The sequence below is a fragment of the Shewanella xiamenensis genome, from assembly GCF_014647135.1.
GTDB lineage: Bacteria > Pseudomonadota > Gammaproteobacteria > Enterobacterales > Shewanellaceae > Shewanella > Shewanella xiamenensis.
On sequence record NZ_BMOP01000030.1, the window covers coordinates 21641 to 45017 of the forward strand.

The 23377-nt window shown below is 46.0% G+C and carries 19 protein-coding genes; 12 read left to right on the top strand and 7 right to left on the bottom strand.

The genetic code is table 11. From position 1 onward, the window contains the following. Nucleotides 1-15 precede the first annotated feature (15 nt). From fadA to IEY09_RS17995, 4 genes are all read left to right on the top strand, one after another. Complete coding sequence (gene fadA, locus IEY09_RS17980; RefSeq protein WP_037413491.1) at nucleotides 16-1179, top strand: acetyl-CoA C-acyltransferase FadA; 1164 nt, start codon at nucleotides 16-18, stop codon at nucleotides 1177-1179. A gap of 391 nt (nucleotides 1180-1570) precedes the next feature. Further along, nucleotides 1571-1816 (top strand): sulfurtransferase TusA, encoded by a 246-nt coding sequence (gene tusA / locus IEY09_RS17985; RefSeq protein WP_023266036.1) that lies wholly within the window; start codon nucleotides 1571-1573, stop codon nucleotides 1814-1816. A gap of 35 nt (nucleotides 1817-1851) precedes the next feature. After that, nucleotides 1852-2289, top strand: a complete 438-nt coding sequence (locus IEY09_RS17990) for an MOSC domain-containing protein (protein ID WP_088586449.1) — start codon at nucleotides 1852-1854, stop codon at nucleotides 2287-2289. Nucleotides 2290-2490: 201 nt separating this feature from the next. Continuing rightward, the gene (locus tag IEY09_RS17995) at nucleotides 2491-5679 is read left to right on the top strand and encodes an amidohydrolase family protein (RefSeq protein ID WP_188872112.1); all 3189 of its coding nucleotides are present in this window, start codon (nucleotides 2491-2493) and stop codon (nucleotides 5677-5679) included. A gap of 90 nt (nucleotides 5680-5769) precedes the next feature. Here the strand turns inward: IEY09_RS17995 and IEY09_RS18000 are convergent, their stop codons facing one another. Next, a complete protein-coding gene (locus tag IEY09_RS18000) occupies nucleotides 5770-6345 on the bottom strand; it encodes a DNA-3-methyladenine glycosylase I (RefSeq protein ID WP_047538192.1) in 576 nt (191 codons plus the stop codon). 118 nt (nucleotides 6346-6463) lie between these two features. Here IEY09_RS18000 and glyQ point away from each other — a divergent pair, with 118 nt between their 5' ends. Together glyQ and glyS are read left to right on the top strand one after the other, a co-directional pair. Next, nucleotides 6464-7369, top strand: a complete 906-nt coding sequence (glyQ, locus tag IEY09_RS18005) for a glycine--tRNA ligase subunit alpha (RefSeq protein ID WP_011070431.1) — start codon at nucleotides 6464-6466, stop codon at nucleotides 7367-7369. A 9-nt stretch (nucleotides 7370-7378) separates the two neighbouring features. Beyond that, nucleotides 7379-9445, top strand: a complete 2067-nt coding sequence (gene glyS, locus IEY09_RS18010; protein WP_188872114.1) for a glycine--tRNA ligase subunit beta — start codon at nucleotides 7379-7381, stop codon at nucleotides 9443-9445. Nucleotides 9446-9507: 62 nt separating this feature from the next. On the opposite strand, the gene IEY09_RS18015 is transcribed toward glyS, so the two are convergent. After that, on the bottom strand, nucleotides 9508-10551 hold the full coding sequence (locus IEY09_RS18015; protein ID WP_088586446.1) for an HDOD domain-containing protein: 1044 nt from the start codon (nucleotides 10549-10551) through the stop codon (nucleotides 9508-9510). Between the two features lie 291 nt (nucleotides 10552-10842). On the opposite strand from IEY09_RS18015, the gene IEY09_RS18020 reads away from it, so the two are divergent. Further along, nucleotides 10843-11505: a glutathione S-transferase family protein gene (locus IEY09_RS18020; RefSeq protein ID WP_088586445.1), complete on the top strand. Its 663-nt coding sequence runs from the start codon at nucleotides 10843-10845 to the stop codon at nucleotides 11503-11505. A gap of 86 nt (nucleotides 11506-11591) precedes the next feature. Here the strand turns inward: IEY09_RS18020 and gyrB are convergent, their stop codons facing one another. The 4 genes from gyrB to dnaA all read right to left on the bottom strand — a co-directional run bounded on the left by gyrB (nucleotide 11592) and on the right by dnaA (nucleotide 17773). Beyond that, nucleotides 11592-14009 carry a DNA topoisomerase (ATP-hydrolyzing) subunit B gene (gyrB, locus tag IEY09_RS18025; protein WP_088586444.1) on the bottom strand — a complete coding sequence of 806 codons (2418 nt, stop codon included), beginning with the start codon at nucleotides 14007-14009 and terminating at the stop codon, nucleotides 11592-11594. 16 nt (nucleotides 14010-14025) lie between these two features. Further along, nucleotides 14026-15108, bottom strand: coding sequence for a DNA replication/repair protein RecF (gene recF, locus IEY09_RS18030; protein WP_188872116.1), 1083 nt, complete (start codon nucleotides 15106-15108; stop codon nucleotides 14026-14028). Nucleotides 15109-15269: 161 nt separating this feature from the next. Then, entirely contained in the window at nucleotides 15270-16370 is a 1101-nt protein-coding gene (gene dnaN, locus IEY09_RS18035) for a DNA polymerase III subunit beta (protein ID WP_037429330.1), read from the bottom strand. A gap of 20 nt (nucleotides 16371-16390) precedes the next feature. Beyond that, the gene (gene dnaA / locus IEY09_RS18040; protein WP_037413464.1) at nucleotides 16391-17773 is read right to left on the bottom strand and encodes a chromosomal replication initiator protein DnaA; all 1383 of its coding nucleotides are present in this window, start codon (nucleotides 17771-17773) and stop codon (nucleotides 16391-16393) included. Nucleotides 17774-18218: 445 nt separating this feature from the next. Here dnaA and rpmH point away from each other — a divergent pair, with 445 nt between their 5' ends. The 5 genes from rpmH (at nucleotide 18219) to mnmE (ending at nucleotide 22045) form a co-directional block, all read left to right on the top strand. Continuing rightward, complete coding sequence (rpmH, locus tag IEY09_RS18045; RefSeq protein ID WP_011070423.1) at nucleotides 18219-18356, top strand: 50S ribosomal protein L34; 138 nt, start codon at nucleotides 18219-18221, stop codon at nucleotides 18354-18356. Nucleotides 18357-18372: 16 nt separating this feature from the next. Then, on the top strand, nucleotides 18373-18729 hold the full coding sequence (gene rnpA / locus IEY09_RS18050) for a ribonuclease P protein component (RefSeq protein ID WP_011070422.1): 357 nt from the start codon (nucleotides 18373-18375) through the stop codon (nucleotides 18727-18729). Further along, nucleotides 18696-18950, top strand: coding sequence for a membrane protein insertion efficiency factor YidD (gene yidD / locus IEY09_RS18055; RefSeq protein ID WP_037413461.1), 255 nt, complete (start codon nucleotides 18696-18698; stop codon nucleotides 18948-18950). Before rnpA ends, yidD begins: the two co-directional genes overlap by 34 nt. A gap of 3 nt (nucleotides 18951-18953) precedes the next feature. Beyond that, the gene (gene yidC / locus IEY09_RS18060) at nucleotides 18954-20579 is read left to right on the top strand and encodes a membrane protein insertase YidC (protein ID WP_037429332.1); all 1626 of its coding nucleotides are present in this window, start codon (nucleotides 18954-18956) and stop codon (nucleotides 20577-20579) included. Nucleotides 20580-20683: 104 nt separating this feature from the next. Further along, complete coding sequence (mnmE, locus tag IEY09_RS18065; RefSeq protein ID WP_188872118.1) at nucleotides 20684-22045, top strand: tRNA uridine-5-carboxymethylaminomethyl(34) synthesis GTPase MnmE; 1362 nt, start codon at nucleotides 20684-20686, stop codon at nucleotides 22043-22045. A 154-nt stretch (nucleotides 22046-22199) separates the two neighbouring features. Here mnmE and IEY09_RS18070 read toward each other — a convergent pair whose 3' ends face one another. Next, entirely contained in the window at nucleotides 22200-23171 is a 972-nt protein-coding gene (locus IEY09_RS18070) for an L-threonylcarbamoyladenylate synthase (RefSeq protein WP_188872121.1), read from the bottom strand. Nucleotides 23172-23377: the final 206 nt, after the last annotated feature.

The following is a 23377-nucleotide window of genomic DNA, read 5'->3' on the forward strand; positions in this document are numbered from 1 at the left end:
GAAAGGAATTTAATTATGAAACAAGCTGTTATCGTAGATTGCATTCGTACTCCTATGGGCCGTTCTAAGGCTGGGGTGTTCCGTAATGTACGTGCAGAAACACTCTCTGCCGAATTAATGAAAGGTCTATTACTGCGTAACCCGCAATTAGATCCCAATACTATTGAAGACGTTATTTGGGGCTGCGTGCAGCAAACCCTAGAGCAAGGCTTCAACATTGCCCGTAACGCATCATTGCTGGCAGGTATCCCGAAAACGGCTGGCGCCGTGACAGTAAACCGCCTATGTGGTTCTTCAATGGAAGCCATCCACCAAGCGGCACGTGCCATTATGACCGGCATGGGCGACACCTTTATCATCGGTGGTGTTGAGCATATGGGCCATGTGCCGATGAACCATGGTGTGGACTTCCACCCTGGTTTAGCCAATAACGTCGCTAAAGCCTCCGGCATGATGGGCTTAACCGCAGAAATGCTCGGCAAGCTCCACGGCATCACCCGTGAGCAGCAGGATGCCTTTGCTGTTCGTTCACACCAACGCGCTTACGCAGCCACAGTTGAAGGCCGTTTTGCCAAGGAAATCTATGGCATCGAAGGCCATGATGCTAACGGTGCACTGATTAAAGTACTGCACGACGAAGTGATTCGCCCAGAAACGACCATGGAATCGTTAGCAGCACTGCGCCCAGTATTCGACCCTGCAAACGGTACTGTGACTGCGGGTACCTCATCAGCCTTATCCGACGGTGCTTCAGCGATGTTAATTATGGAAGAATCTAAAGCGCGCGCTTTGGGTCTACCAATCCGTGCTCGCATTCGCTCTATGGCGGTTGCAGGTTGTGACGCAGCTATTATGGGTTACGGCCCAGTGCCAGCCACGCAAAAAGCACTGGCTCGCGCAGGCATTACCGTTGCTGATTTAGATGTTATTGAACTAAACGAAGCCTTTGCCGCACAATCTTTACCCTGCGTTAAAGATTTAGGCCTGTTGGATGTGGTCGATGAGAAGATTAACCTGAACGGTGGTGCTATAGCGCTTGGCCATCCACTGGGTTGTTCTGGCGCGCGTATTTCAACGACGCTGATCAACCTGATGGAACACAAAGATGCGACCTTAGGTTTAGCCACTATGTGTATCGGTTTAGGCCAAGGTATTGCAACCGTTTTCGAACGCGTTTAATCCTTAACGATTCTCCCTTCAAAGCCGGACTCAGTTCCGGCTTTTTTATGCAGCTTTAAAATCATTGTGAAATAATGCCACGCTAAAACGTCGATGATAAAGTTGCTAAGCCAAAAACGCTTAAAGTTAGATTATCTCGATTTTATAGCAGCTATAAAAGTCCCGTATTTTTTATGATGAAGAGTTCCCATTCTCAAGCATTTGAGAAAGATTAGGGATCACGAAATAACATTGTTCCACGTGAAACATCTCACTAATCCCGACTCTCGGATAAATAAAATGGAGTAAAACCAATTACCCGTTGCATCACAAAATCAGGCCGCCAACTTGGTTTATCCAAACCACTGGAGTAACATTAGCCAATTCTGTTTAACCGTTCAGTCGAGGTCATATGAACGACGTTTTCTCAACCGCACAACACAAACTGGATGCTCTTGGTTTGCGCTGCCCAGAACCAGTAATGATGGTGCGTAAAACGGTAAGACAAATGGCTCAAGGAGAAACACTGCTTATCATCGCGGATGATCCTGCTACTACCCGTGATATTCCCAGTTTTTGTGAGTTTATGGATCACACACTGATCGCCAGTGAAACCAACCAAACACCCTATCAATATTTGATTAAAAAGGGACTCTAAGTCCCAACATCGACATTAGGATAAGGACATCAGAAATGCCGAAACTAGTTGCTATTGCCTACAAAACCGTAAAACGTGGCCCAATGAAAGAAGTGTTGTGTGCTAATGTCACTCAGCACAGCGGTGTTGAAAAGGATGTATTTGGTCGTCCAGGCAAACGACAAGTGACCGTTCTTTCAGTGCAGCAGTGGCAAGCAGCCTGTCAAAGCATAAATGCGGATTTAGTCTGGACGATTCGCCGCGCCAATCTATTAGTAGATGGATTAAGTTTTAGTCCTGCTGATGTGGGCAAACAATTGCGCATCGGTGATTTAAGCTTAGAAATTACCGGCGAAACCGATCCATGCAGTAAGATGGAAATGGCGCACCCAGGATTAGAATTAGCCCTCACTCCAGATTGGCGTGGCGGCGTAACCTGCCGCGTCCTCAATGACGCAATGATCCATCTCGGTGACCCAGTAACTCGCGACTAAACAACTTCACCTCGGAGAGTAATCCTATTACTCTCCCATTGCCCCCTACGCCAATCATCTAGCAGCCTTCCTCGGTCATTAATTGAAACAGTATTTCCGTTTTCCTTACGGGATATTTGTGCGATAACCTACACAGCATTTACAAATGTTTATCTTATTTGATAACAACCACACCCTAAAATAACGATAACAGGATATAGCATGTTTAGACCTACACTGACCCCGCTTTATATCGCACTAATACTGAGCCTAAATCCCCTCATAGCTCACGCGGATGAAGCGCAAAAACCAAGCTGGGATGTAAACGCCCCCACTAATGCGCCGCTAGAAAAAGTCAAAATTGATGTTAGTGAAGGCACTTGGATGAACATCAGTGTCAGTCCAGACGGCAAACATTTAGTATTCGATTTACTCGGTGATATTTATAAAATCCCAGTCACGGGTGGCGAAGCTAAACCATTAGCACAAGGCATAGCCTGGCAAATGCAGCCAGTTTATAGCCCTGATGGTAAACACATCGCCTTTACCTCGGATGCGGATGGTGGTGACAATATTTGGATTATGGATGCCGATGGCAGCAATCCACGCACCGTCACATCAGAAACTTTTCGCTTACTCAACAGCCCAGCGTGGAGCCCTGATTCGCAATATTTAGTGGGTCGTAAACATTTTACCGCCAGTCGTAGTTTAGGTGCCGGCGAAGTCTGGCTCTACCATGTAGCAGGTGGCGAAGGTGTAAAACTCACCGAACGCCCAAATGATGAGAAAGACTTAGGTGAACCCGCCTATTCACCCGATGGTCGCTATATCTATTTCAGTCAAGATGACACCCCAGGAAAAACCTTCCATTATTCCAAAGACTCAGTAAACGGCATCTATAAAATCAAGCGTTACGATACTAAAACAGGTGATATCGAAATTCTGATCGAAGGGACTGGCGGAGCCATTCGCCCAACCCCAAGCCCTGATGGCACCAAACTGGCCTACATCAAGCGTGATGATTTCCAATCATCCTTATATTTGCTTGATTTGAAATCCGGTGAAACCACTAAACTGTTCGGTGATTTAGACCGCGATATGCAAGAGACTTGGGCAATCCATGGTGTTTACCCGACGATGGCATGGACTCCAGACAACAAAGACATCTTCTTCTGGGCTAAGGGCAAAATTAACCGCCTCAACGTTGCTAATAAAACGGTCACCGATATTCCATTTTCTGTAAAAACCCAATTAGACGTTCAGCCTTCAGTACGCTTTAAACAAGATATTGATAAAGATGTATTCGATGTAAAAATGCTGCGAATGGCACAAGTTTCACCGGATGGCAGTAAGGTCGCCTTCGAAGCATTGGGTAAAATCTGGTTGAAGACACTTCCCGATGGCAAGATGTCGCGCTTAACCGAGTTAGATAACAATATCGAAGAACTCTATCCCCAGTGGTCGCGTGATGGCAAAAATATTGTCTTCACAACTTGGAATGACCAAGACCAAGGCACAGTACAAGTGATCAGCGCTAAAGGTGGCAAAGCGAAACAACTTACCACTGAGCCAGGAAAATACGTCGAGCCCACCTTTTCTCCCGATGGCGAACTTGTGGTGTATCGTAAAACCCAAGGCGGCCATCTCACACCTCGAACTTGGTCGCAGGAACCAGGCCTGTACAAGGTCGATTTAAAAACCAAACAAAATAAGAAAATCTCCGCAGAAGGCTATCAAGCACAATTCGGAGCCTCAGCCGATCGCATATTTTTTATGAATAGTGGTGAAGATGACACACCGCAGCTTGCCTCTATTAACTTGGATGGGTTTGATAAGCGCGTTCACTACAGCAGTAAGCATGCAACCGAATTTAGAGTCTCACCCGACGGTAAACAGCTCGCCTTTGCCGAGCGCTTTAAAGTTTGGGTGACGCCCTTTGCTAAACATGGTGAAACCGTTGAAATCGGCCCTAACGCCAGTAATCTTCCTGTCACTCAGTTAAGTGTGCGAGCTGGCGAAAGTATCAGTTGGAATAGCAAGAGTAATCAACTCTATTGGACTCTTGGCCAAGAACTGTACCAAGCCGGTGTTGATTCGCAGTATCTCAAAAAGGACGTGCAAGCTAAGCCAAGCATTATCAATTTAGGCTTTACTGAAAAAGCTGATGTTCCACGTGGAACAGTCGCCTTTGTCGGCGGTAAAGTGATCACCATGGAAAATGACCAAGTCATTGATAAGGGTGTAGTGATCGTCAAAGACAATCATATTGTTGCTGTTGGCGACGCTAACACGGCAATTCCAAAGGATGCACAAGTTATCGATATAAGCGGCAAATCCATTATGCCAGGTTTGTTTGACGCTCACGCCCATGGCGCCCAGGCCGATGATGAAATCGTGCCCCAACAAAACTGGGCGCTCTACTCTGGATTATCCCTAGGCGTGACGACCATCCATGATCCATCGAACGATACCACTGAGATTTTTGCCGCCTCGGAACAGCAAAAAGCTGGTAATATCGTTGGCCCGCGGATGTTCTCCACTGGAACAATTCTCTACGGCGCAAATGCTCCCGGCTACACCTCGCATATCGACTCACTCGATGATGCAAAATTCCATTTAGAGCGACTCAAAAAAGTTGGTGCCTTTAGCGTTAAGAGCTACAACCAACCGCGTCGTAATCAAAGACAACAGCTTATCGCCGCCGCTCGTGAACTCGAAATGATGGTCGTGCCAGAGGGTGGCAGCTTACTGCAACATAACCTGACCATGGTTGCCGATGGCCATACCACCGTAGAACACTCGTTACCCGTGGCAAATATTTATAACGATATTAAACAGTTCTGGAGCCAAACTAAGGTCGGTTACACTCCAACCTTGGTCGTCGCCTACGGCGGTATTTCGGGTGAAAACTATTGGTATGATAAGACAGATGTGTGGGCCCATCCGCGCCTGTCTATGTATGTGCCAAGCGATATTTTGCAGGCTCGCTCTATGCGTCGTCCCCATGCACCAGACAGCCACTACAACCATTTTAACGTTGCTAAAGTGGCGAATGAGTTTAATAAATTAGGCATTCATCCAAATATTGGCGCCCACGGTCAACGTGAAGGTTTAGCCGCCCATTGGGAAATGTGGATGTTCGCCCAAGGTGGCATGAGCAATATGGATGTACTCAAAACTGCGACCATTAACCCAGCCACCACCTTCGGCCTAGAGCATCAACTTGGCTCAATTAAAACCGGTAAGCTTGCAGACTTAATCGTTATCGATGGAGATCCATTAACGGATATTCGAGTCACAGATAAAGTTACTTATACCATGGTCAATGGTAAGTTGTTTGATGCTGAGTCGATGAACCAACTCAATGGTGACAAGCAACAGCGTAAACCTTTCTTCTTTGAGAAAATCTAATCTCAACAAGGTGAAATAACAAAAGGCATGTTCCACGTGGAACATGCCTTTTCTATTTCGCTGCCCATCAAAGCAAAATGAATGAATTAATTATTGATGATCACAACAAGCTTGATAAGAAATACAGTCAACAAGATGATCATTCACCATTCCCACCGCCTGCATAAAAGCATAACAAATCGTCGGACCAACAAAGTTAAAGCCAAGCTTTTTTAATGCCTTAGACATGGCCTCTGATTCAGGTGTTTGCGCAGGCACCTGCGACATGGAGGTAAATTGATTCACCAATGGCTTGCCACCAACAAAGCTCCACAGAAATTCAGAAAAATCTTTGCCATCCGCAGTGTAGGCTAAGTATCCTTTTGCATTACGAATAATCGAATGGATCTTAAGGCGATTACGCACAATTCCTGGGTTAGCCATCAACTCCTCCACTTTAGCGTCGTCGAAAGTGGCAATCACAGCCGGCTCAAAATCCGCAAAGGCTTGTTCGTAGTTTTGCTGCTTCTTTAAGATTGTAATCCAAGACAACCCCGCTTGTTGCCCATCTAAACAGAGCTTAGCAAACAACTCCTTCGAATCATAAACTGGACGCCCCCACACCTTATCGTGGTACTCGCGATACAAGGGATCATCACTGACCCAATTACAGCGGATTTCTTCCATGGCCTATCTACCTTAACGTTTTAACGAAGAAGGTAAAAAATAACCTACATAAGCAGAGATCTACAAGGTATAATCGAAACCATTTTCTATTAAAGCTGACGGCAGTAGACAAGTAGACATGACGACGAAACACGACGTAAAAACATTTCAGGGTTTCATTCTAACCCTACAGGAATATTGGGCGCAGCAAGGCTGTGCAATCGTTCAACCTCTAGATATGGAAGTCGGTGCGGGTACATTCCACCCACAAACTTTCCTACGCTCTTTAGGGCCTGAGCCAATGAGCAGTGCCTATGTGCAGCCATCGCGCCGCCCTACCGACGGCCGTTACGGTGAAAACCCAAACCGTCTGCAGCACTACTACCAATTCCAAGTCGTGTTAAAACCGTCACCGGATAATATCCAAGAACTCTATTTAGGTTCTCTGCAAGCTCTTGGTATTGATACACAAATCCACGACATTCGCTTTGTGGAAGACAACTGGGAATCACCAACGCTAGGCGCTTGGGGTCTGGGTTGGGAAGTCTGGTTAAACGGCATGGAAGTGACTCAGTTTACTTACTTCCAACAAGTCGGCGGCTTAGAGTGTAGCCCTGTCACGGGTGAGATCACCTACGGTTTAGAGCGTCTCGCCATGTATATCCAAGGTGTGGATAGCGTTTACGACCTAGTATGGACCGATGGCCCAATGGGTCGCATCACCTACGGCGATGTGTTCCACCAAAACGAAGTTGAGCAATCGACCTATAACTTTGAGCACGCAGACGTCGACTTTATGTTTGCCCTGTTCGATCAATGCGAAAAGATGTGTCAGCACTTATTATCGCTTGAAAAACCATTACCTCTACCCGCCTATGAGCAAGTTATGAAAGCCTCGCATGCATTCAACCTGCTCGATGCACGCCACGCCATTTCAGTGACTGAACGTCAGCGTTATATCCTGCGCGTTCGTACAATGGCCAAAGCCGTTGCTGAATCCTATTATCAGGCACGCGAAGCGCTTGGCTTCCCAATGTGTAAGTAGAGGTAACACATGAATTTTGAAAACTTACTCATCGAGTTAGGCACTGAAGAACTGCCACCAAAGGCGCTGCGTAAACTGGCTGAGTCTTTCTTAGCGAACTTTACCGAAGAGTTAACCAAAGCTGATTTAGCTTTTAAATCAGCTGTTTGGTATGCAGCACCCCGTCGTTTAGCCATTAATGTGACTGAACTGGCTATTGCTCAAGCGGACAAAATCGTTGAAAAACGCGGCCCAGCTGTCAGCTCAGCTTTCGATGCCGAAGGTAAACCAACCAAAGCCGCAGAAGGTTGGGCACGTGGTAACGGTATCACTGTTGACCAAGCTGAGCGTTTGGTGACCGACAAAGGCGAATGGCTGGTTTATAACGCCAAAGTAGAAGGTGTTGAAACCAAGAGCTTAATTGCTGCTATGGCACAACGTGCGCTGGATAAGTTACCCATTCCTAAGCCAATGCGCTGGGGAAGCAGCAAGACACAATTCATTCGCCCAGTTCACACCGCCACTATGCTGTTAGGCAGTGAGTTAATCGAAGGTGAATTGCTCGGCATTAAATCGGCACGTAATGTTCGTGGTCACCGCTTTATGGGTACAGGCTTCGAGCTTGACCGTGCAGACAACTACCTGACACTGCTGAAAGAAAAAGGTAAAGTCATCGCCGACTACGAAAGCCGTAAAGCCTTAATCAAAGCCGATGCCGAAAAAGCGGCCGCTAAGATTGGTGGCACCGCCGATATCGAAGACGACCTGCTGGAAGAAGTCACCTCTTTAGTTGAATGGCCAGTCGTATTAACCGCAAGCTTTGAAGAGAAGTTCTTGAACGTGCCTTCAGAAGCCTTGGTTTATACGATGAAGGGCGATCAGAAATACTTCCCAGTATTCGATGATGCCGGTAAGTTACTGCCAAACTTTATCTTTGTCGCCAATATCGAATCAAAAGATCCAGCGCAAATCATTGCTGGTAATGAGAAAGTGGTTCGTCCACGCTTGGCCGATGCCGAGTTTTTCTTTAATACCGATAAGAAGCACACGCTAGAATCACGTTTGCCAAGCCTTGAGACTGTGTTGTTCCAGCAACAGCTCGGCACCTTAAAAGACAAAGTGACTCGTATCTCTGCCCTAGCCGCCTTTATTGCCGAGCAAACTGGCGCTAACGCAGTTGATGCAGCGCGCGCTGGTTTATTGTCTAAAACAGACTTAATGACCAATATGGTGATGGAGTTTACCGATACGCAAGGCACTATGGGCATGCATTACGCCCGCCTAGACGGTGAAACTGAAGCCGTAGCCTTAGCCATGGAAGAGCAATACAAGCCAAAATTCTCTGGCGATACAGTTCCGACGGCAGCGGTATCTTGCGCAGTCGCTTTAGCGGATAAACTCGATACCTTAGTCGGTATCTTCGGTATTGGTCAGGCACCTAAGGGCGCAGCTGACCCATTTGCTCTACGCCGCGCCGCCATTGGTGTGCTACGCATTATCGTTGAGAACAAGTTGCCACTAGACTTAGTGACCCTAATTGCTAAGGCTCAGGAACTCCATGGAACCAACTTAAGCAACGCGAATGCAAGCGATGAAGTGCTTGAGTTCTTAATGGCACGTTTCCGTGCTTGGTACCAAGATAAAGGTATCGATGTTGATGTGATCCTCGCCGTGTTAGCACGTCGCCCAACTCGCCCAGCTGACTTTGATAGCCGTATCAATGCGGTATCACACTTCAGAAGCTTAGAAGCTTCTAGCGCTCTGGCTGCGGCGAATAAGCGTGTGTCTAACATTCTGGCGAAAGTGGAAGGCGAATTACCTACAGCGATTAACTCGGCTCTGTTAGCCGAAGCCGCAGAACAAGCATTAGCCGCTAAGCTTGCCGAACTGCAGCCTCAACTCGCTCCACTGTTTGCAAATGCTGATTACCAACAGGCATTGACACTGCTGTCGAGCTTACGTGAAAGCGTTGACCAGTTCTTCGAAGACGTGATGGTTATGGCGGATGACGAAGCATTGAAAAACAACCGTTTAGCCCTGCTAAATAATCTACGTGAGCAATTCTTACATGTAGCGGATATTTCTCTACTCCAGTAAGTCACACGTTAGGTACCAATAAAAAACGCGCTGATAGCGCGTTTTTTATTGGCTGCAATTTATTAAAATTGCTGGAGTTTTTCATGCAACGCCTCAAATTGAACTTGATCGAGTCCAACCAAGGCTAACAAGTTGCTCAGCATGTCAGCAGGCAATTTACCCGCTTGCTGCAGCATCGAAATCTCACTGATGATATTCGCGCGCCAAACCACTGCGGCAATCCCCTCATGCGGCCGGGTATGTACGTGGGCAAGTTTATCCAGTTCAGCTTCAAAAATACTGGGTAACTGCCAATATCTTGCTAATAACGCACTTAAGGTAAGTGATTTGGCCGTCATCACTTGTCGGAATAACCAAGAATTTGGCTGCTCACCAGGCTCTGCTTGCACAAAAGCATCAAGCAACATTTTGAAGATGGCGAGCTTACCCACATCATGCAGTAATCCTAATAGGAATGCGGTATCCCTATCTTCTTCACTCAGCTCGCTAGTTAAAAAGGCCACCTGCATTGAATGACGCCAAATCTCAGCGCCAAAACGCCGAAAATAAATGGGTTTAATATCTAGCATCTCACGCACTAGGCAGCTAGTCACAAAGCAACGTAACTGTTCACGGCCAAGTTGTACTAAAGCTTGCTGCAAGCTAGTCACTTCCCGCTCGCCACGCTTAAAGGCCGGTGAGTTACACAACTTAAGCACTTCGACACTCAGTAAGGGATCTTGCTCGATTAACGCCAACAAGTCTTTAGTATCAAACTGTGGATCAGCTAACTTACGGTCTAACTCCAATACCTTAGAGGGAAGCTTAAGCACCTTTTCTGCTATCACTTGTGGCGATGCTAAGGCGAGCTCTATTTCAGCCATTACTCGCCGTTCAAGGTTATTAGCAACGCCACCAGCATCTTTGGTTCTGGCGGGGAATAACAAACTATAAAACAGCGCCGCTAAGTCAATACTCATCGAAGTATCACATTGCTCTTCTACACGTTTTTTAGGTAACGCTGTCGTTATAGGTTTGCTGAGATCGGTCTGACTAAAGCTTTTAGGTCGCTCAAGTGTTGCTTGTTCACGGATATTAAAAATTTTGTTGAATATGGACTTAATCAAAATATTCCAACCTATGAAAGCTGTGTTTACTGAGCCAGTATTACATTATCCGTCCATTGTAATTGATATGCTAGAGCAGCCACTATCAGTATTATGTGCAGCTTGAGTATATGTTGCCAAACTTAAGATAAGGTTACCAAGTCGAATTGTTTCACGTGAAACCATAGTCCAATTTAGCTTGATAGCGTGAGCAATTTTAATGGCTGAAATGAGTATGCAACAACTTAACCGCTCGGTGAAAAACAAACATAATGTATAGTGATTAGCACGACTCAAAATTGGAAGGCGCTTATGAAACTCTATATCGGCAATAAAAACTACTCTAGCTGGTCGCTCCGAGCTTGGTTAATGGCTGCGAAATCAGGCGTTAAGTTCGATGAAGTGCTATTACAACTCGATACCGATAGCTTCTACCAGCAACTCCAATCTATTTCACCAACGCTAAAAGTACCAACACTGGTCGATGGTGACATTACCGTTTGGGATTCACTGTCGATTTGTGAATATATCAATGATTGTTATCTTTCAGGCGCTGCATGGCCACAAGAGCCAAAACAAAAAGCCAAAGCTCGTTCCCTCGCCTGTGAAATGCATTCAGGCTTTCATGCCCTGCGAAATGCCCTGCCTATGAATATCCGTGCCCGTCGATATGTCGAGCTTAACCCCGCGGTTCAGCAAGATATTGCTCGGATCGACAGCATTTGGTCTCAGCAAATGACTGAGTTTACCCCATCCAAAAATCAGGGCACTTGGTTATTTGGCCAGTGGTCAATCGCCGATATGATGTTTGCACCAGTGGTAATGCGCTTCTTTACCTATGAGATTGAAGTCTCGCAAGCGAGCCGAGCGTATATGGAATTTATTGTGAGCCAGCCAGAAATGCAGGCTTGGATAACTGCCGCAAAAGCGGAGACTGAAATTGTCAAAGCTGATGAGGCGGGTGTTGATAGGTAATTTTTTGCAAAAGAAAAGGGAAAGCAAAGCTTTCCCTTCTTATCAATCACTTTAGTCTGTAAAAAACGATATTAAACGTTTAGATATTAAACGTCTAAGTTAGCTACGTTCAGCGCGTTGGCTTCAATAAACTCACGACGAGGTTCTACTTGATCGCCCATCAAGCAAGTAAACAATTGGTCTGCGCCGACGGCGTCATCAATGGTCACTTGCAGCATACGCCGTGATTCAGGATCCATTGTGGTTTCCCACAATTGCTCAGGGTTCATCTCACCCAATCCTTTATAACGTTGGATATATAAACCACGTTTAGCTTCAGAAATAGTCCAATCTAGTGCTTCAATGAAGCTACCAACTTCTTTCACTCGGTCGCCACGTTGCACATAACCACCGACTTCAATCAAGCCTTCTAGGGCTGCACCTAACTTAGCAATACGTTGATAATCCATTGATTGGAAGAAGTCATAGCTAAATAGGTAATGCGTGTCGATACCATGTTTACGAATGGTGATCTTTGGCAGATACACTTTACGCTCAGGATCGAGTACAGGCTCACCAGAATACAGCACGCCGCTGTTTTCTAATTCCACCAACTCATGGATAAAGGCGTCTATCCATTCCTTCATCTTAGCTTCATCGGCCAACATCTCATTGCTGATCATTGGGTGGTAAAGCATCCGATTAGTGATATGGGTTGGATAACGTTGCTCTAAACGGGCAACAATCGCTTCTACTTCGCGGTATTGCGTCACTAAACGCTCTAATGGCTCACCCGACATACCTGGCGCACCTTGAGATGGATAAATGCTGGTTCCATCTAACGCTTGAGTGGTCAGATACTGAGTCAGTGCCGCTTCGTCTTTCAGATATTGTTCTTGCTTACCTTTCTTCACTTTGAATAAAGGCGGCTGAGCAATATACACATAACCACGCTCAATCAGTTCAGGCATTTGGCGGAAGAAGAAGGTCAACAGCAAGGTACGAATGTGCGAGCCGTCGACGTCAGCATCCGTCATGATGATAATGTTGTGGTAGCGAGTCTTATCGGGGTTGTATTCATCACGACCAATACCACAGCCAAGTGCGGTGATTAGTGTTGCAACCTCTTGAGAGGAAAGCATTTTATCGAAACGAGCTTTCTCAACGTTTAAGATTTTACCTTTCAGTGGCAGAATCGCTTGATTCTTACGATTGCGTCCCTGCTTAGCACTACCGCCAGCAGAGTCCCCTTCCACTATGTAGATTTCTGAAAGACCAGGGTCTTTCTCTTGGCAATCCGCCAGCTTACCAGGCAAACCACCTAAATCGAGCGCGCCTTTACGACGGGTCATTTCACGGGCTTTACGCGCCGCTTCACGGGCACGAGCCGCATCCACAATCTTACCAACGATTAACTTAGCATCGGCAGGATTTTCAAGCAGATAGTCGTTTAGCTTTTCACCCATGGTTTGTTCAACCGCGGCTTTAACTTCGCTAGACACTAGCTTGTCTTTGGTTTGCGAGCTGAACTTAGGATCGGGCACTTTAACCGAGATAACAGCCGTTAAACCTTCGCGGGCGTCATCGCCAGTCGCGTTGGTTTTGCCTTTCTTGTTATAACCTTCGTTTTCCATGTAGTTGTTGAGGTTACGTGTCAACGCACTACGGAAACCGGCTAAGTGAGTACCACCGTCACGCTGCGGGATGTTGTTGGTAAAACAGAATATGTTTTCTTGGTAACCATCGTTCCACTGCATCGCCACTTCAACGGTAATGCCGTCGTCACGCTCCTGCATAAAGTGGAATACATCTTTGTTTACCGGCGTTTTATTACGGTTCAAGTAATCAACGAATGCGCTGATACCGCCTTCGTATTTAAAGAATTCGTTTTTATTATCACGCTCGTCGACTAAGCGAATCCCCACACCAGAGTTAAGGAACGATAGTTCTCGCACCCGTTTAGCCAGGATTTCAAAGTGAAACTCAACATCACTGAAAGTTTGCTCACTTGGCCAGAAACGGATTTCGGTACCCGTTTTAGTTGCATCACCAATCTCTTTGATTGGCGCATCAGGTACACCATGGGTGTAAAACTGCTCGTGGACTTTACCATCGCGACGAATGGTTAATTGCAGCTTTTTAGAAAGCGCGTTGACCACCGACACACCCACACCGTGCAGACCACCTGACACTTTATAGGAGTTATCGTCGAATTTACCACCAGCATGCAGTACCGTCATGATAACTTCTGCGGCCGATACACCTTCTTCTTCATGGATAGAGACCGGAATACCACGGCCATCATCCTTAACAGAAACCGAACCATCCACATGGATAGTAATTGTGATATCAGTACAATGGCCCGCTAAGGCTTCATCGATAGAGTTATCGACTACTTCGAACACCATATGATGTAGACCCGTACCGTCGTCGGTGTCACCAATATACATCCCAGGTCTCTTACGTACTGCATCAAGGCCCTTAAGGACCTTAATACTCGAAGAATCGTAACTATTCTCTGACATATTATTCTCTCAATGGTTATTCAATTACCGTTACACGTCCGTGTTCCACATGGAACATCCTACTGGGAGGCGTGTGTAACGAATCGACTATTGCTGCTGGCTCAATGGCGGTCACAAACACTTGTGCACCAGTGTCCACTAGCTGTTTCAGCAATAGCTGCCTATGCTGTGCATCCAACTCGGATGGAAGATCATCCACAAGATAAATACTGTGTTTATCTATTTGTTGTTTGAGCAACTTTCCCTGTGCAATACGCAGTGCACAGACTAATAATTTCAATTGACCACGGGACAGGGCATCCTGCGCCGGCAAAGTGCCTACACGAAGTCTTAAGTCAGCTTTATGGGGACCGCTGACGGTATGACCCGTAGCCAAATCTCTGGGATATTGTGATTCGAGAAGTTGTGCAAAATCCGTTTTGCTATCCCAGCCGCGGGTAAATGAAACCTTAACATTCACCTGCGGTAAAAACTCCTCGATTATACCCTTAAGTAGCTCATTTAACGAGTCTACATAACGGTTTCGTATTTCGGTGACCTGCTCGGTATAACGGACAAACTCCCGATCCCAATATTGGATTTGATCATAGGGAGAATTATTTCTAAGTAGTTGATTTCGTTGTTTAAGAGCTCGCCTCACATTCACCCACGCCGAATAAAACTGTGGGTCCGAATGAAAGGCTCCCCAATCAATAAATTGCCTGCGGGATTTTGGACCTTCAAACAATAACGAAAAGCTTTCTGGCGTGATGACTTGTATGGGCAAGGTTTCAGCTAAAGTCGATAGCCGTTTGACCTTTTCGCCGTCAATTTTGACTTCGGTTTCGCCACTGCGAAAACGCCGCAGACCGATTTTACTGTCGCCGCGGGGTAAATTTAAGGTCGCAAACAGGGTTAGTTTGTCTTGGTCGTTATTGATGACTCGCTGGGATAAGTGGCTGCGAAACGAACGCCCCATCCCGAGAAAGTAAATAGCCTCAAGAATACTGGTTTTGCCACTGCCATTTTGACCATAGATCAGATTAATCCCCTCACTCGGGCTCAGTTGCGCCAATTGAATATTGCGAAAAGAATCAATATTAAGACGGATAAGGCTCATGCGTTACTCATCAAACCGCATCGACGGCTCAGGCCAAGACTCAGGACTGTTATCATACCGCACTTCACATCCATTAGAGTTAATAAGGCAACAAGGGATAAGGTTTGAAGACATATACGCCGCTAAAAAGCGGCGTATGGCACTGCGTAGAAATAGGATGACTATAAGCGCATTGGCATAACCACATACATGGAATCTTCTTCCAAGTGGTTTTCCAATAAAGCACTCGAGTTCCCATCGATTAAAGTGATACGCACATCATCGGACTTAAGGTTGTTGAGCACGTCCAATAAGTAACTGACGTTGAAACCAATTTCGAGTGGCTGATTGTTGTAATCCACATCGATGATTTCTTCCGCTTCTTCCTGCTCTGGGTTATTAGCGGTGATTTTCAGTAACCCCGCCTCTAACTGAATGCGTACACCACGAAACTTCTCATTCGATAAAATAGAAGCGCGCGTTAAAGCTTGCTTGAAGTGGTTACGGCTGGCGATAACGATTTTATCACCGCCCTTAGGTAACACGCGGCGATAATCGGGGAAGCGACCATCGACTAATTTGCTGGTAAAGACTGTGGTGCTGGTGGTCGCGCGAATCGCGTTATCGCCAATGGCAATCGCGATATCTAAATCATCGGCTTCCAACAAACGTGCCATTTCCATCACGCCTTTACGGGGCACGATCACTTGTTTTTCAGGTAATTGTGCATCTATGGTTCTGTGACTTAAGGCTAAGCGGTGACCGTCGGTAGCAATGGCGCGCAGCACATTACCTTCGGTTTCGAGCAATAAACCATTCAGATAGTAACGAACGTCTTGGTTCGCCATCGAAAACTGGGTCGCATCAATCAACGACTTCAGCACGCCTTGCTTAAGGGTAAATTCGATTTCCGCCTGAAAGGCTTCCACATTGGGATACTCTTCGGCAGGCAGGGTTGCCAGCGAAAAACGACTACGGCCAGAGCGTAACAACCATTTGTTATCTTGCTGCTCGACCTTAAGCTCGCTTTGCTCGGGTAAGGATTTAACGATATCTAACAGCTTCTTAGCAGGAACTGTAGTTCGACCTTCTTCGATATCACCATGAATAACCGCCTGACCGACTAACTCAACTTCAAGGTCAGTACCTGTTAATTTGAGTGAGTGACCACTAACTTCTACAAGGAGATTTGCCAAAATAGGCAAGTTATGGCGTCTTTCTACCGCACCACAAACCAATTGAAGCGGCTTTAATAGGGCGTCCCTATCAATTGAAAATTTCATAGTGTCCAAATTCCTTGATTTTAAGAAGATAAGGTTCTAATCAAGTTAGCATAATCTTCTTTAATGTCGTGACTCTCTTCCCGTAGCTGAGCAATCTTACGACAGGCATGTAACACTGTGGTGTGATCTCGACCACCAAAGGCATCACCAATTTCCGGCAAGCTCTGGTTAGTTAATTCTTTGGATAACGCCATGGCCACTTGTCTTGGGCGCGCAACACTGCGCGAACGACGCTTAGACAACATATCAGCCATCTTGATTTTGTAGTATTCAGCTACGGTTTTCTGAATGTTGTCTATAGTGACTAATTTTTCCTGCAGTGCCAAGAGGTCACGTAGTGCTTCACGCACAAAATCAATCGTTATTGGGCGACCAGTAAAGTTAGCGTTGGCGATCACACGGTTTAACGCCCCTTCTAACTCGCGTACGTTTGAACGTAAGCGCTTAGCAATAAAAAAGGCCACTTCATCGGGCAGGTTAATGCCGCTCTCTTGGGCTTTACGCATCAAAATCGCCACGCGAGTTTCAAGCTCTGGCGGTTCAATTGCAACTGTTAAGCCCCAACCAAAGCGGGATTTTAATCTGTCCTCTACCCCGTCGATCTCTTTTGGATAACGATCCGATGTCAGGATGATCTGATGATTACCTTCAAGCAGTGCGTTAAAGGTATGGAAAAATTCTTCTTGGGATCGGTCTTTATTGGCAAAAAATTGAATATCGTCGATAAACAGTGCATCGACACTACGGTAATAGCGTTTGAATTCTTCGATCGCATTGTTTTGCAGCGCTTTGACCATGTCTTGCACAAAACGCTCAGAATGCATATAAACCACTTTAGCATTGGGATTATTTTTAATGATCCCGTTACCGACAGCGTGCAACAAGTGAGTCTTACCTAGACCAGTTCCACCATATAAGAATAGTGGGTTATATGCACCGCCTGGATTTTCAGCTACTTGCAATGCAGCCGCTTTACCAAGTTGGTTTGACTTACCCTCAACGAAGTTATCGAATTGATAAGTTGGATTGATATTGCTGCGATGGTTAGTGTTAGTCACAGGCTCGGTGGTATTAAATGATGTACCAACAGAAGCCTTAGTTTGGGGATTGGGTACGCGCACTGCTGCGACGGGCGCAGGTTCTGGCTTTTTCGCGGACGGACGACTACCGATATCGAAGCGTAGCTTAGGCGCATCATTACCCATTTGCTCAGTAAAAAACTGATTAATGATATTGATGTACTTATCCCTAACCCAATCGAGCACGAAGCGGTTAGGCGCATATAACACCAAAGTATCTCCATCCATTTCGGCTTGTAACGGTCTGATCCACATACTGAACTGCTGAGCAGAAAGCTCATCTTGCAGTCTTCCGATACATTGTTGCCAAAGTGAAACCGCCACTAAGTTATCCCCAAAAGATCATCAAAAAGAGGTGTATTCTATAGCGAGATCTCAAGGATCGCTATCCTTAAAAAATAATTATCCCCAACAAGATCATTCTTTGTCAGCATCCTCGATCATCAAAGATCAAATTCGATCCTTTTATTCAACAAATAGGGAAAATCCCGCTTTATTAAGCGATCCAGATTGATCTATAATGGCGCCCCTTTGATCTGTTAACAGATCCTCTTAACTACTAGATGTAGTGTCCATACACAGAGTTATCCACATCTTATAGTGTGTGGGGGGAGTTGATCTAAGGATACGCTGGCAGAAATAACCCACTTGCTGACTTTCGTTGTTGACGGGGACAAGTAAAGTGATTACAATTCGGCCTCTTTTTTACCCTTACCTCTATTCGTGGAGATAAGGATATGTTCACTAATAACAAAGACGGATTGCCATCATGAGTAAACGTACTTTTCAACCTAGCAACCTGAAGCGCAAGCGTTCTCACGGCTTCCGCGCTCGTATGGCTACTGCAGGCGGCCGTAAGGTGCTTGCACGTCGTCGTGCGAAAGGTCGCGCTCGTTTATCTGCTTAATTAAGTGGATAACTAGTTGACTAGCTATACCTTTACGCGGGAGTTACGCTTGCTAACTCCCGCGCAATTTAAATCTGTATTTTCCAATCCCATCAAAGCATCTTCTGCTGAAATAACCTTGCTTGCCATTCCTAATTCGGAACAACATCCGCGTCTGGGTCTTACTGTTGCTAAACGCTACGTAAAACGTGCCAATCAGCGAAATCGCATTAAGCGAGTGATCAGAGATAGTTTTCGCCTCAATCAACACAATATTCCTCATCTTGATATTGTTGTGCTGGTTAGAAATGGGGTGATGGAAATGGAAAATGCCGAACTCAACAAGTTGATAGAAAAGCTATGGCGCAAACTCAGTCGCCGCTACAATGGCTAGCAACCACGTTTATTCGTGGCTATCAAATCTTCATCAGCCCAATCTTGGGACCTCGATGTCGTTTCAATCCCACTTGCTCTCATTACGCCATTGAGGCAATAAAAGTGCACGGAACCGCGAAAGGTTGTTGGTTTGCATTGAAACGCATATTAAAATGTCACCCTTTGCATCCCGGCGGTAGTGATCCCGTCCCCCCTAAAAATGACAGGTGTAATAAATAGGCTATGGAATCTCAACGCAATATATTGCTAATAGGACTACTGTTTGTCAGCTTTTTGCTGTGGCAACAGTGGCAAGCAGACAAAGCTCCAAAACCCGTTGCAACCGAATCGTCTGTAGTGGCGAATGCGACCACTAATCACAGTGCTGATGTTCCAGAAGCGGATACTGGTGTGCCAGCAGCAGTCGCTGCGACGCAAAATCTAATCACGGTTAAAACCGATCAGCTCGATGTGCAAATCAACCCTGTGGGTGGTGATATTGTTTTTGCTGCACTGGTTTCACATAAATTGGAACAGGGTAAAGACCAGCCATTTGTTTTGCTTGAGCAAACCAAAGATTACACTTATATCGCTCAGAGTGGCCTAATTGGCCGTGATGGTATCGATAGCAGTGCTAAAGGTCGCGCCGCATTTGCCGCCAGCAAAACTGAATTTACCTTAGCCGATGGCCAAGACACCTTAGAAGTACCACTGACCTATGTGGCTGATAACGGTGTGACTTACACAAAAGTGTTTGTATTCCATCGTGGCAAGTTTAATGTTGATATCGATTACAAAATCAACAACACCTCAGCTGCTCCATTGCAAGTTCAGATGTACGGTCAGATTAAACAGACCATCAAGCCATCTGAAAGCAGCATGATGATGCCAACTTACCGTGGCGCCGCGTTTTCGACTCAAGATGTACGTTACGAAAAGTACAAGTTTGAAGATATGAGCAAGAGCAACCTCAATCAACCGACTCTCGGTGGTTGGGCGGCGATGCTGCAACATTACTTCGTATCAGCTTGGATCCCACCAGCAACCGATAGCAACACGATTTTCTCGAGTGTAAGCGCTGGCGGTTTAGCGAACATTGGTTTCCGTGGCGCGGTATATGATATTGCACCAGGTGCAACGCAAGAAATTAGCTCACAGTTCTATGTTGGCCCTAAAGATCAAAAAGCGCTATCTGCGTTATCTGATACCTTAAACCTAGTAGTTGATTACGGTTTCCTTTGGTGGTTAGCCGTTCCAATCCACTGGTTATTGATGTTCTATCAATCATTTGTGGGTAACTGGGGTGTGGCAATTATCCTGATCACCTTAACCGTTCGTGGTTTACTGTTCCCGCTTACCAAAGCGCAGTACACCTCAATGGCTAAGATGCGTAACCTACAGCCAAAACTGCAGGAACTAAAAGAGCGTTTCGGCGATGACCGTCAAAAGATGGGTCAAGCCATGATGGAACTGTATAAGAAGGAAAAAGTTAACCCTATGGGTGGCTGTTTACCTATTATTTTACAGATGCCAATCTTTATTGCCCTATACTGGGTATTGCTAGAGAGCTTCGAGCTGCGTCACGCACCATTTATGTTATGGATCCACGACTTATCAGTACAAGATCCATACTACATTCTGCCGCTGCTGATGGGTGTGTCCATGTTTGTGATGCAAAAAATGCAACCCATCGCACCGACAATGGACCCAATGCAAGTGAAGATGATGCAATGGATGCCAGTGATCTTTACCGTATTCTTCCTGTGGTTCCCATCGGGTCTGGTACTGTACTGGTTAGTAGGTAACATTGTTGCCATCATCCAGCAGAAGATTATTTATGCAGGTCTAGAGAAAAAAGGCTTAAAATAAGCCCAAGCGCTAGATAGGAGCTAACAGCTCAGCATATTCAAAAAGGCGGCTTCATTGGCCGCCTTTTCCTTTAGGTAATTTGATCGATATTAATGGGTATTTCCGTGACAACTGACACTATCGTGGCACAAGCCACCGCGCCCGGACGGGGCGGCGTGGGTATCATTCGAATCTCTGGTGATAAGGCAACCGATGTGGCCATGGCCGTATTGGGTCATTTACCTAAACCCCGTTACGCCGATTACTGCGACTTTAAAAATGCCTCAGGCCAAGTGATAGACCAAGGTATCGCACTGTTTTTTAAAGGCCCTAATTCCTTCACGGGTGAAGATGTATTAGAGCTGCAGGGCCACGGTGGTCAAATCGTCCTCGATATGCTGATCAAGCGCGTATTAGAAGTCGAAGGCATTCGCATCGCCAAACCCGGCGAGTTTAGCGAACAGGCCTTTATGAACGACAAGCTGGACTTAACCCAGGCCGAAGCCATTGCCGACCTTATCGATGCCACCAGTGAACAAGCGGCTAAAAGCGCGCTGCAATCACTGCAAGGTGAGTTTTCGAAGGAAGTGCATGAGCTGGTGGATCAAGTCACCCATCTGCGTTTATACGTAGAAGCCGCGATTGATTTCCCCGATGAAGAAGTCGACTTTTTAAGTGATGGCAAAATTGCCAATGCACTCTACAAAATCATCGACAAACTCAGCGCCGTCCAAGCCAGTGCCAAGCAAGGCTCGATTATCCGCGAAGGCATGAAAGTGGTGATTGCTGGTCGTCCCAATGCCGGAAAATCCAGCCTACTCAATGCCCTCGCGGGTAAAGAGTCGGCGATTGTGACCGAAATAGCTGGCACCACTCGCGATGTGCTGCGCGAACACATTCATTTAGATGGTATGCCGCTGCATATTATTGATACCGCAGGTTTACGTGATACCACAGATACGGTTGAACAAATCGGTATCGAGCGCGCTTGGAATGAAATCAACAGTGCCGATCGAGTGTTGTTTATGGTCGATGGCACCACCACGGATGCCGTCGATCCCCACGATATTTGGTCGGATTTTATCGATCGTCTCCCCGCCAATTTAGGCGTGACCGTTGTCCGCAATAAGGCCGATCTCACAGGTGAAAACCTCGCCATGACCGAAGAAAAAGGTTACAGCGTGTATAGGATCTCGGCCAAAACAGGCCTCGGTGTTGACGAGTTAAAACAGCACCTTAAATCGCTGATGGGTTATCAGAGTAATCTCGAAGGTGGCTTTATCGCCCGTCGTCGTCACCTAGAAGCATTGGATGTTGCCGCGAGCCATCTGCAACTAGGTAAAGAGCAATTAGAGGTTTATCTCGCAGGTGAACTGTTAGCAGAAGAGCTCAGAATGGCGCAATTAGCCCTGTCTGAAATCACTGGCCGTTTTACTTCAGACGATCTACTCGGCAAAATTTTTAGCTCATTCTGTATCGGGAAGTAAAAGAGTAAACGCATCCGATAAATTAAAATCAATATTATGATTTTTAAATATTTTATTGATGATTAAAAGGTTGCTATCAAAAAGCATATGCCCCTCGTTAACATTTTAACGAGGGGCATTTTTTTGCAAAAAACTGGGCCCTACCACAGAGAAGCTATTCCGCAGCCGCGCGGTTTAATCGATCCCAAATATCAGCCCACTCCTCAAGACGAGGCGGCGCTTCAACCAAAAGTGTTTTAATCCCCTTTAGGTCTAATGCGTAAAGAGAGGCATAAAGTGCTTGTCGATATCCTTGGTGGTTGTTCGGTAATATCAGCTTATGTTGGCAATGGATATTTTCCATCTGTGCAGAATATCCCAATATCCCCGTAGCTTCAGGCTCTGCATAAAATTGCGTTGCAAGTGAAGCAGCAGCACAAATCACGACTTTGGCATTAGGCTGATAATGGACTTTCATATTGCCAGAAATCGCTTCTTGATGGCATTCAGGCGTAATAACGGGGAACGGTAAGTAGGGCTGAAAATCCCTCGCGGATAATGGACCACTTCGTAAAATCTCAGCTTGATTTTCACTTATCCGTAAAATAGTCGACTCAGTACCCACACAGCAAATCCCACCATCGAGTACAGCAGCAATCCTTCCATCAAGCCCACTCAATACTTGCTCTGCACTAGTCGGGCTCAGTTTTTTATGTAAGTTTGCAGATGGAGCGGCAACGGCAATATTGAACTGTTGCAATAGTGATAAGAGCACCGGATGATCAGGCATTCTTATCGCAATACTGGGCAATCCACCGGTTATAACATCCGAAACCGAGGGATGACGCTCAAAGATAAGTGTCAGCGGCCCAGGCCAAAACGCCTCGGCAAGTGGCGCAACCCAATCAGGAATATCCTTAACCCATCGAGAGAGCTGATCGATGCTGCCAATATGAGTTATGAGTGGATGATTTCTAGGACGTTGTTTAGCAGAAAAAATCTTTTCAACCGCTTCAGGGTTGCTGGCATCCGCTGCAAGCCCATAGACAGTTTCAGTCGGTACTGCGACTAGTTCGCCCGCAATTAGCAACTCTCCTGCACGTTGTAAATCAGCAGGATTGAGTGCATTAAGTCTTTCTGTTCTCATGGATTACACCAGTGGCAACGATAAGGATCAGCCACACTCTCCTCTTTGGTTTCAATTTGTTGATATTGGCAGTGAATACAGGCTTTGTTTCCTAAATCGATTCAGCGAACAAAGCCCCTCATAATCGTCTAAATATCAAACTACACGGTAAGTTACAGGCATGCCTAGCCCAGTAAGTTTGTTCAAAGCCCTAATCATCGCGTAAG

Coding starts and splice junctions, on each gene's coding strand:
- fadA (WP_037413491.1), top strand. CDS start 16: ATGAAACAAGCTGTTATCGTAGATTGCATTCGTACTCCTATGGGCCGT.
- tusA (WP_023266036.1), top strand. CDS start 1,571: ATGAACGACGTTTTCTCAACCGCACAACACAAACTGGATGCTCTTGGT.
- IEY09_RS17990 (WP_088586449.1), top strand. CDS start 1,852: ATGCCGAAACTAGTTGCTATTGCCTACAAAACCGTAAAACGTGGCCCA.
- IEY09_RS17995 (WP_188872112.1), top strand. CDS start 2,491: ATGTTTAGACCTACACTGACCCCGCTTTATATCGCACTAATACTGAGC.
- IEY09_RS18000 (WP_047538192.1), bottom strand. CDS start 6,345: ATGGAAGAAATCCGCTGTAATTGGGTCAGTGATGATCCCTTGTATCGC.
- glyQ (WP_011070431.1), top strand. CDS start 6,464: ATGACGACGAAACACGACGTAAAAACATTTCAGGGTTTCATTCTAACC.
- glyS (WP_188872114.1), top strand. CDS start 7,379: ATGAATTTTGAAAACTTACTCATCGAGTTAGGCACTGAAGAACTGCCA.
- IEY09_RS18020 (WP_088586445.1), top strand. CDS start 10,843: ATGAAACTCTATATCGGCAATAAAAACTACTCTAGCTGGTCGCTCCGA.
- gyrB (WP_088586444.1), bottom strand. CDS start 14,009: ATGTCAGAGAATAGTTACGATTCTTCGAGTATTAAGGTCCTTAAGGGC.
- recF (WP_188872116.1), bottom strand. CDS start 15,108: ATGAGCCTTATCCGTCTTAATATTGATTCTTTTCGCAATATTCAATTG.
- dnaN (WP_037429330.1), bottom strand. CDS start 16,370: ATGAAATTTTCAATTGATAGGGACGCCCTATTAAAGCCGCTTCAATTG.
- rpmH (WP_011070423.1), top strand. CDS start 18,219: ATGAGTAAACGTACTTTTCAACCTAGCAACCTGAAGCGCAAGCGTTCT.
- yidD (WP_037413461.1), top strand. CDS start 18,696: ATGGCGCAAACTCAGTCGCCGCTACAATGGCTAGCAACCACGTTTATT.
- yidC (WP_037429332.1), top strand. CDS start 18,954: ATGGAATCTCAACGCAATATATTGCTAATAGGACTACTGTTTGTCAGC.
- IEY09_RS18070 (WP_188872121.1), bottom strand. CDS start 23,171: ATGAGAACAGAAAGACTTAATGCACTCAATCCTGCTGATTTACAACGT.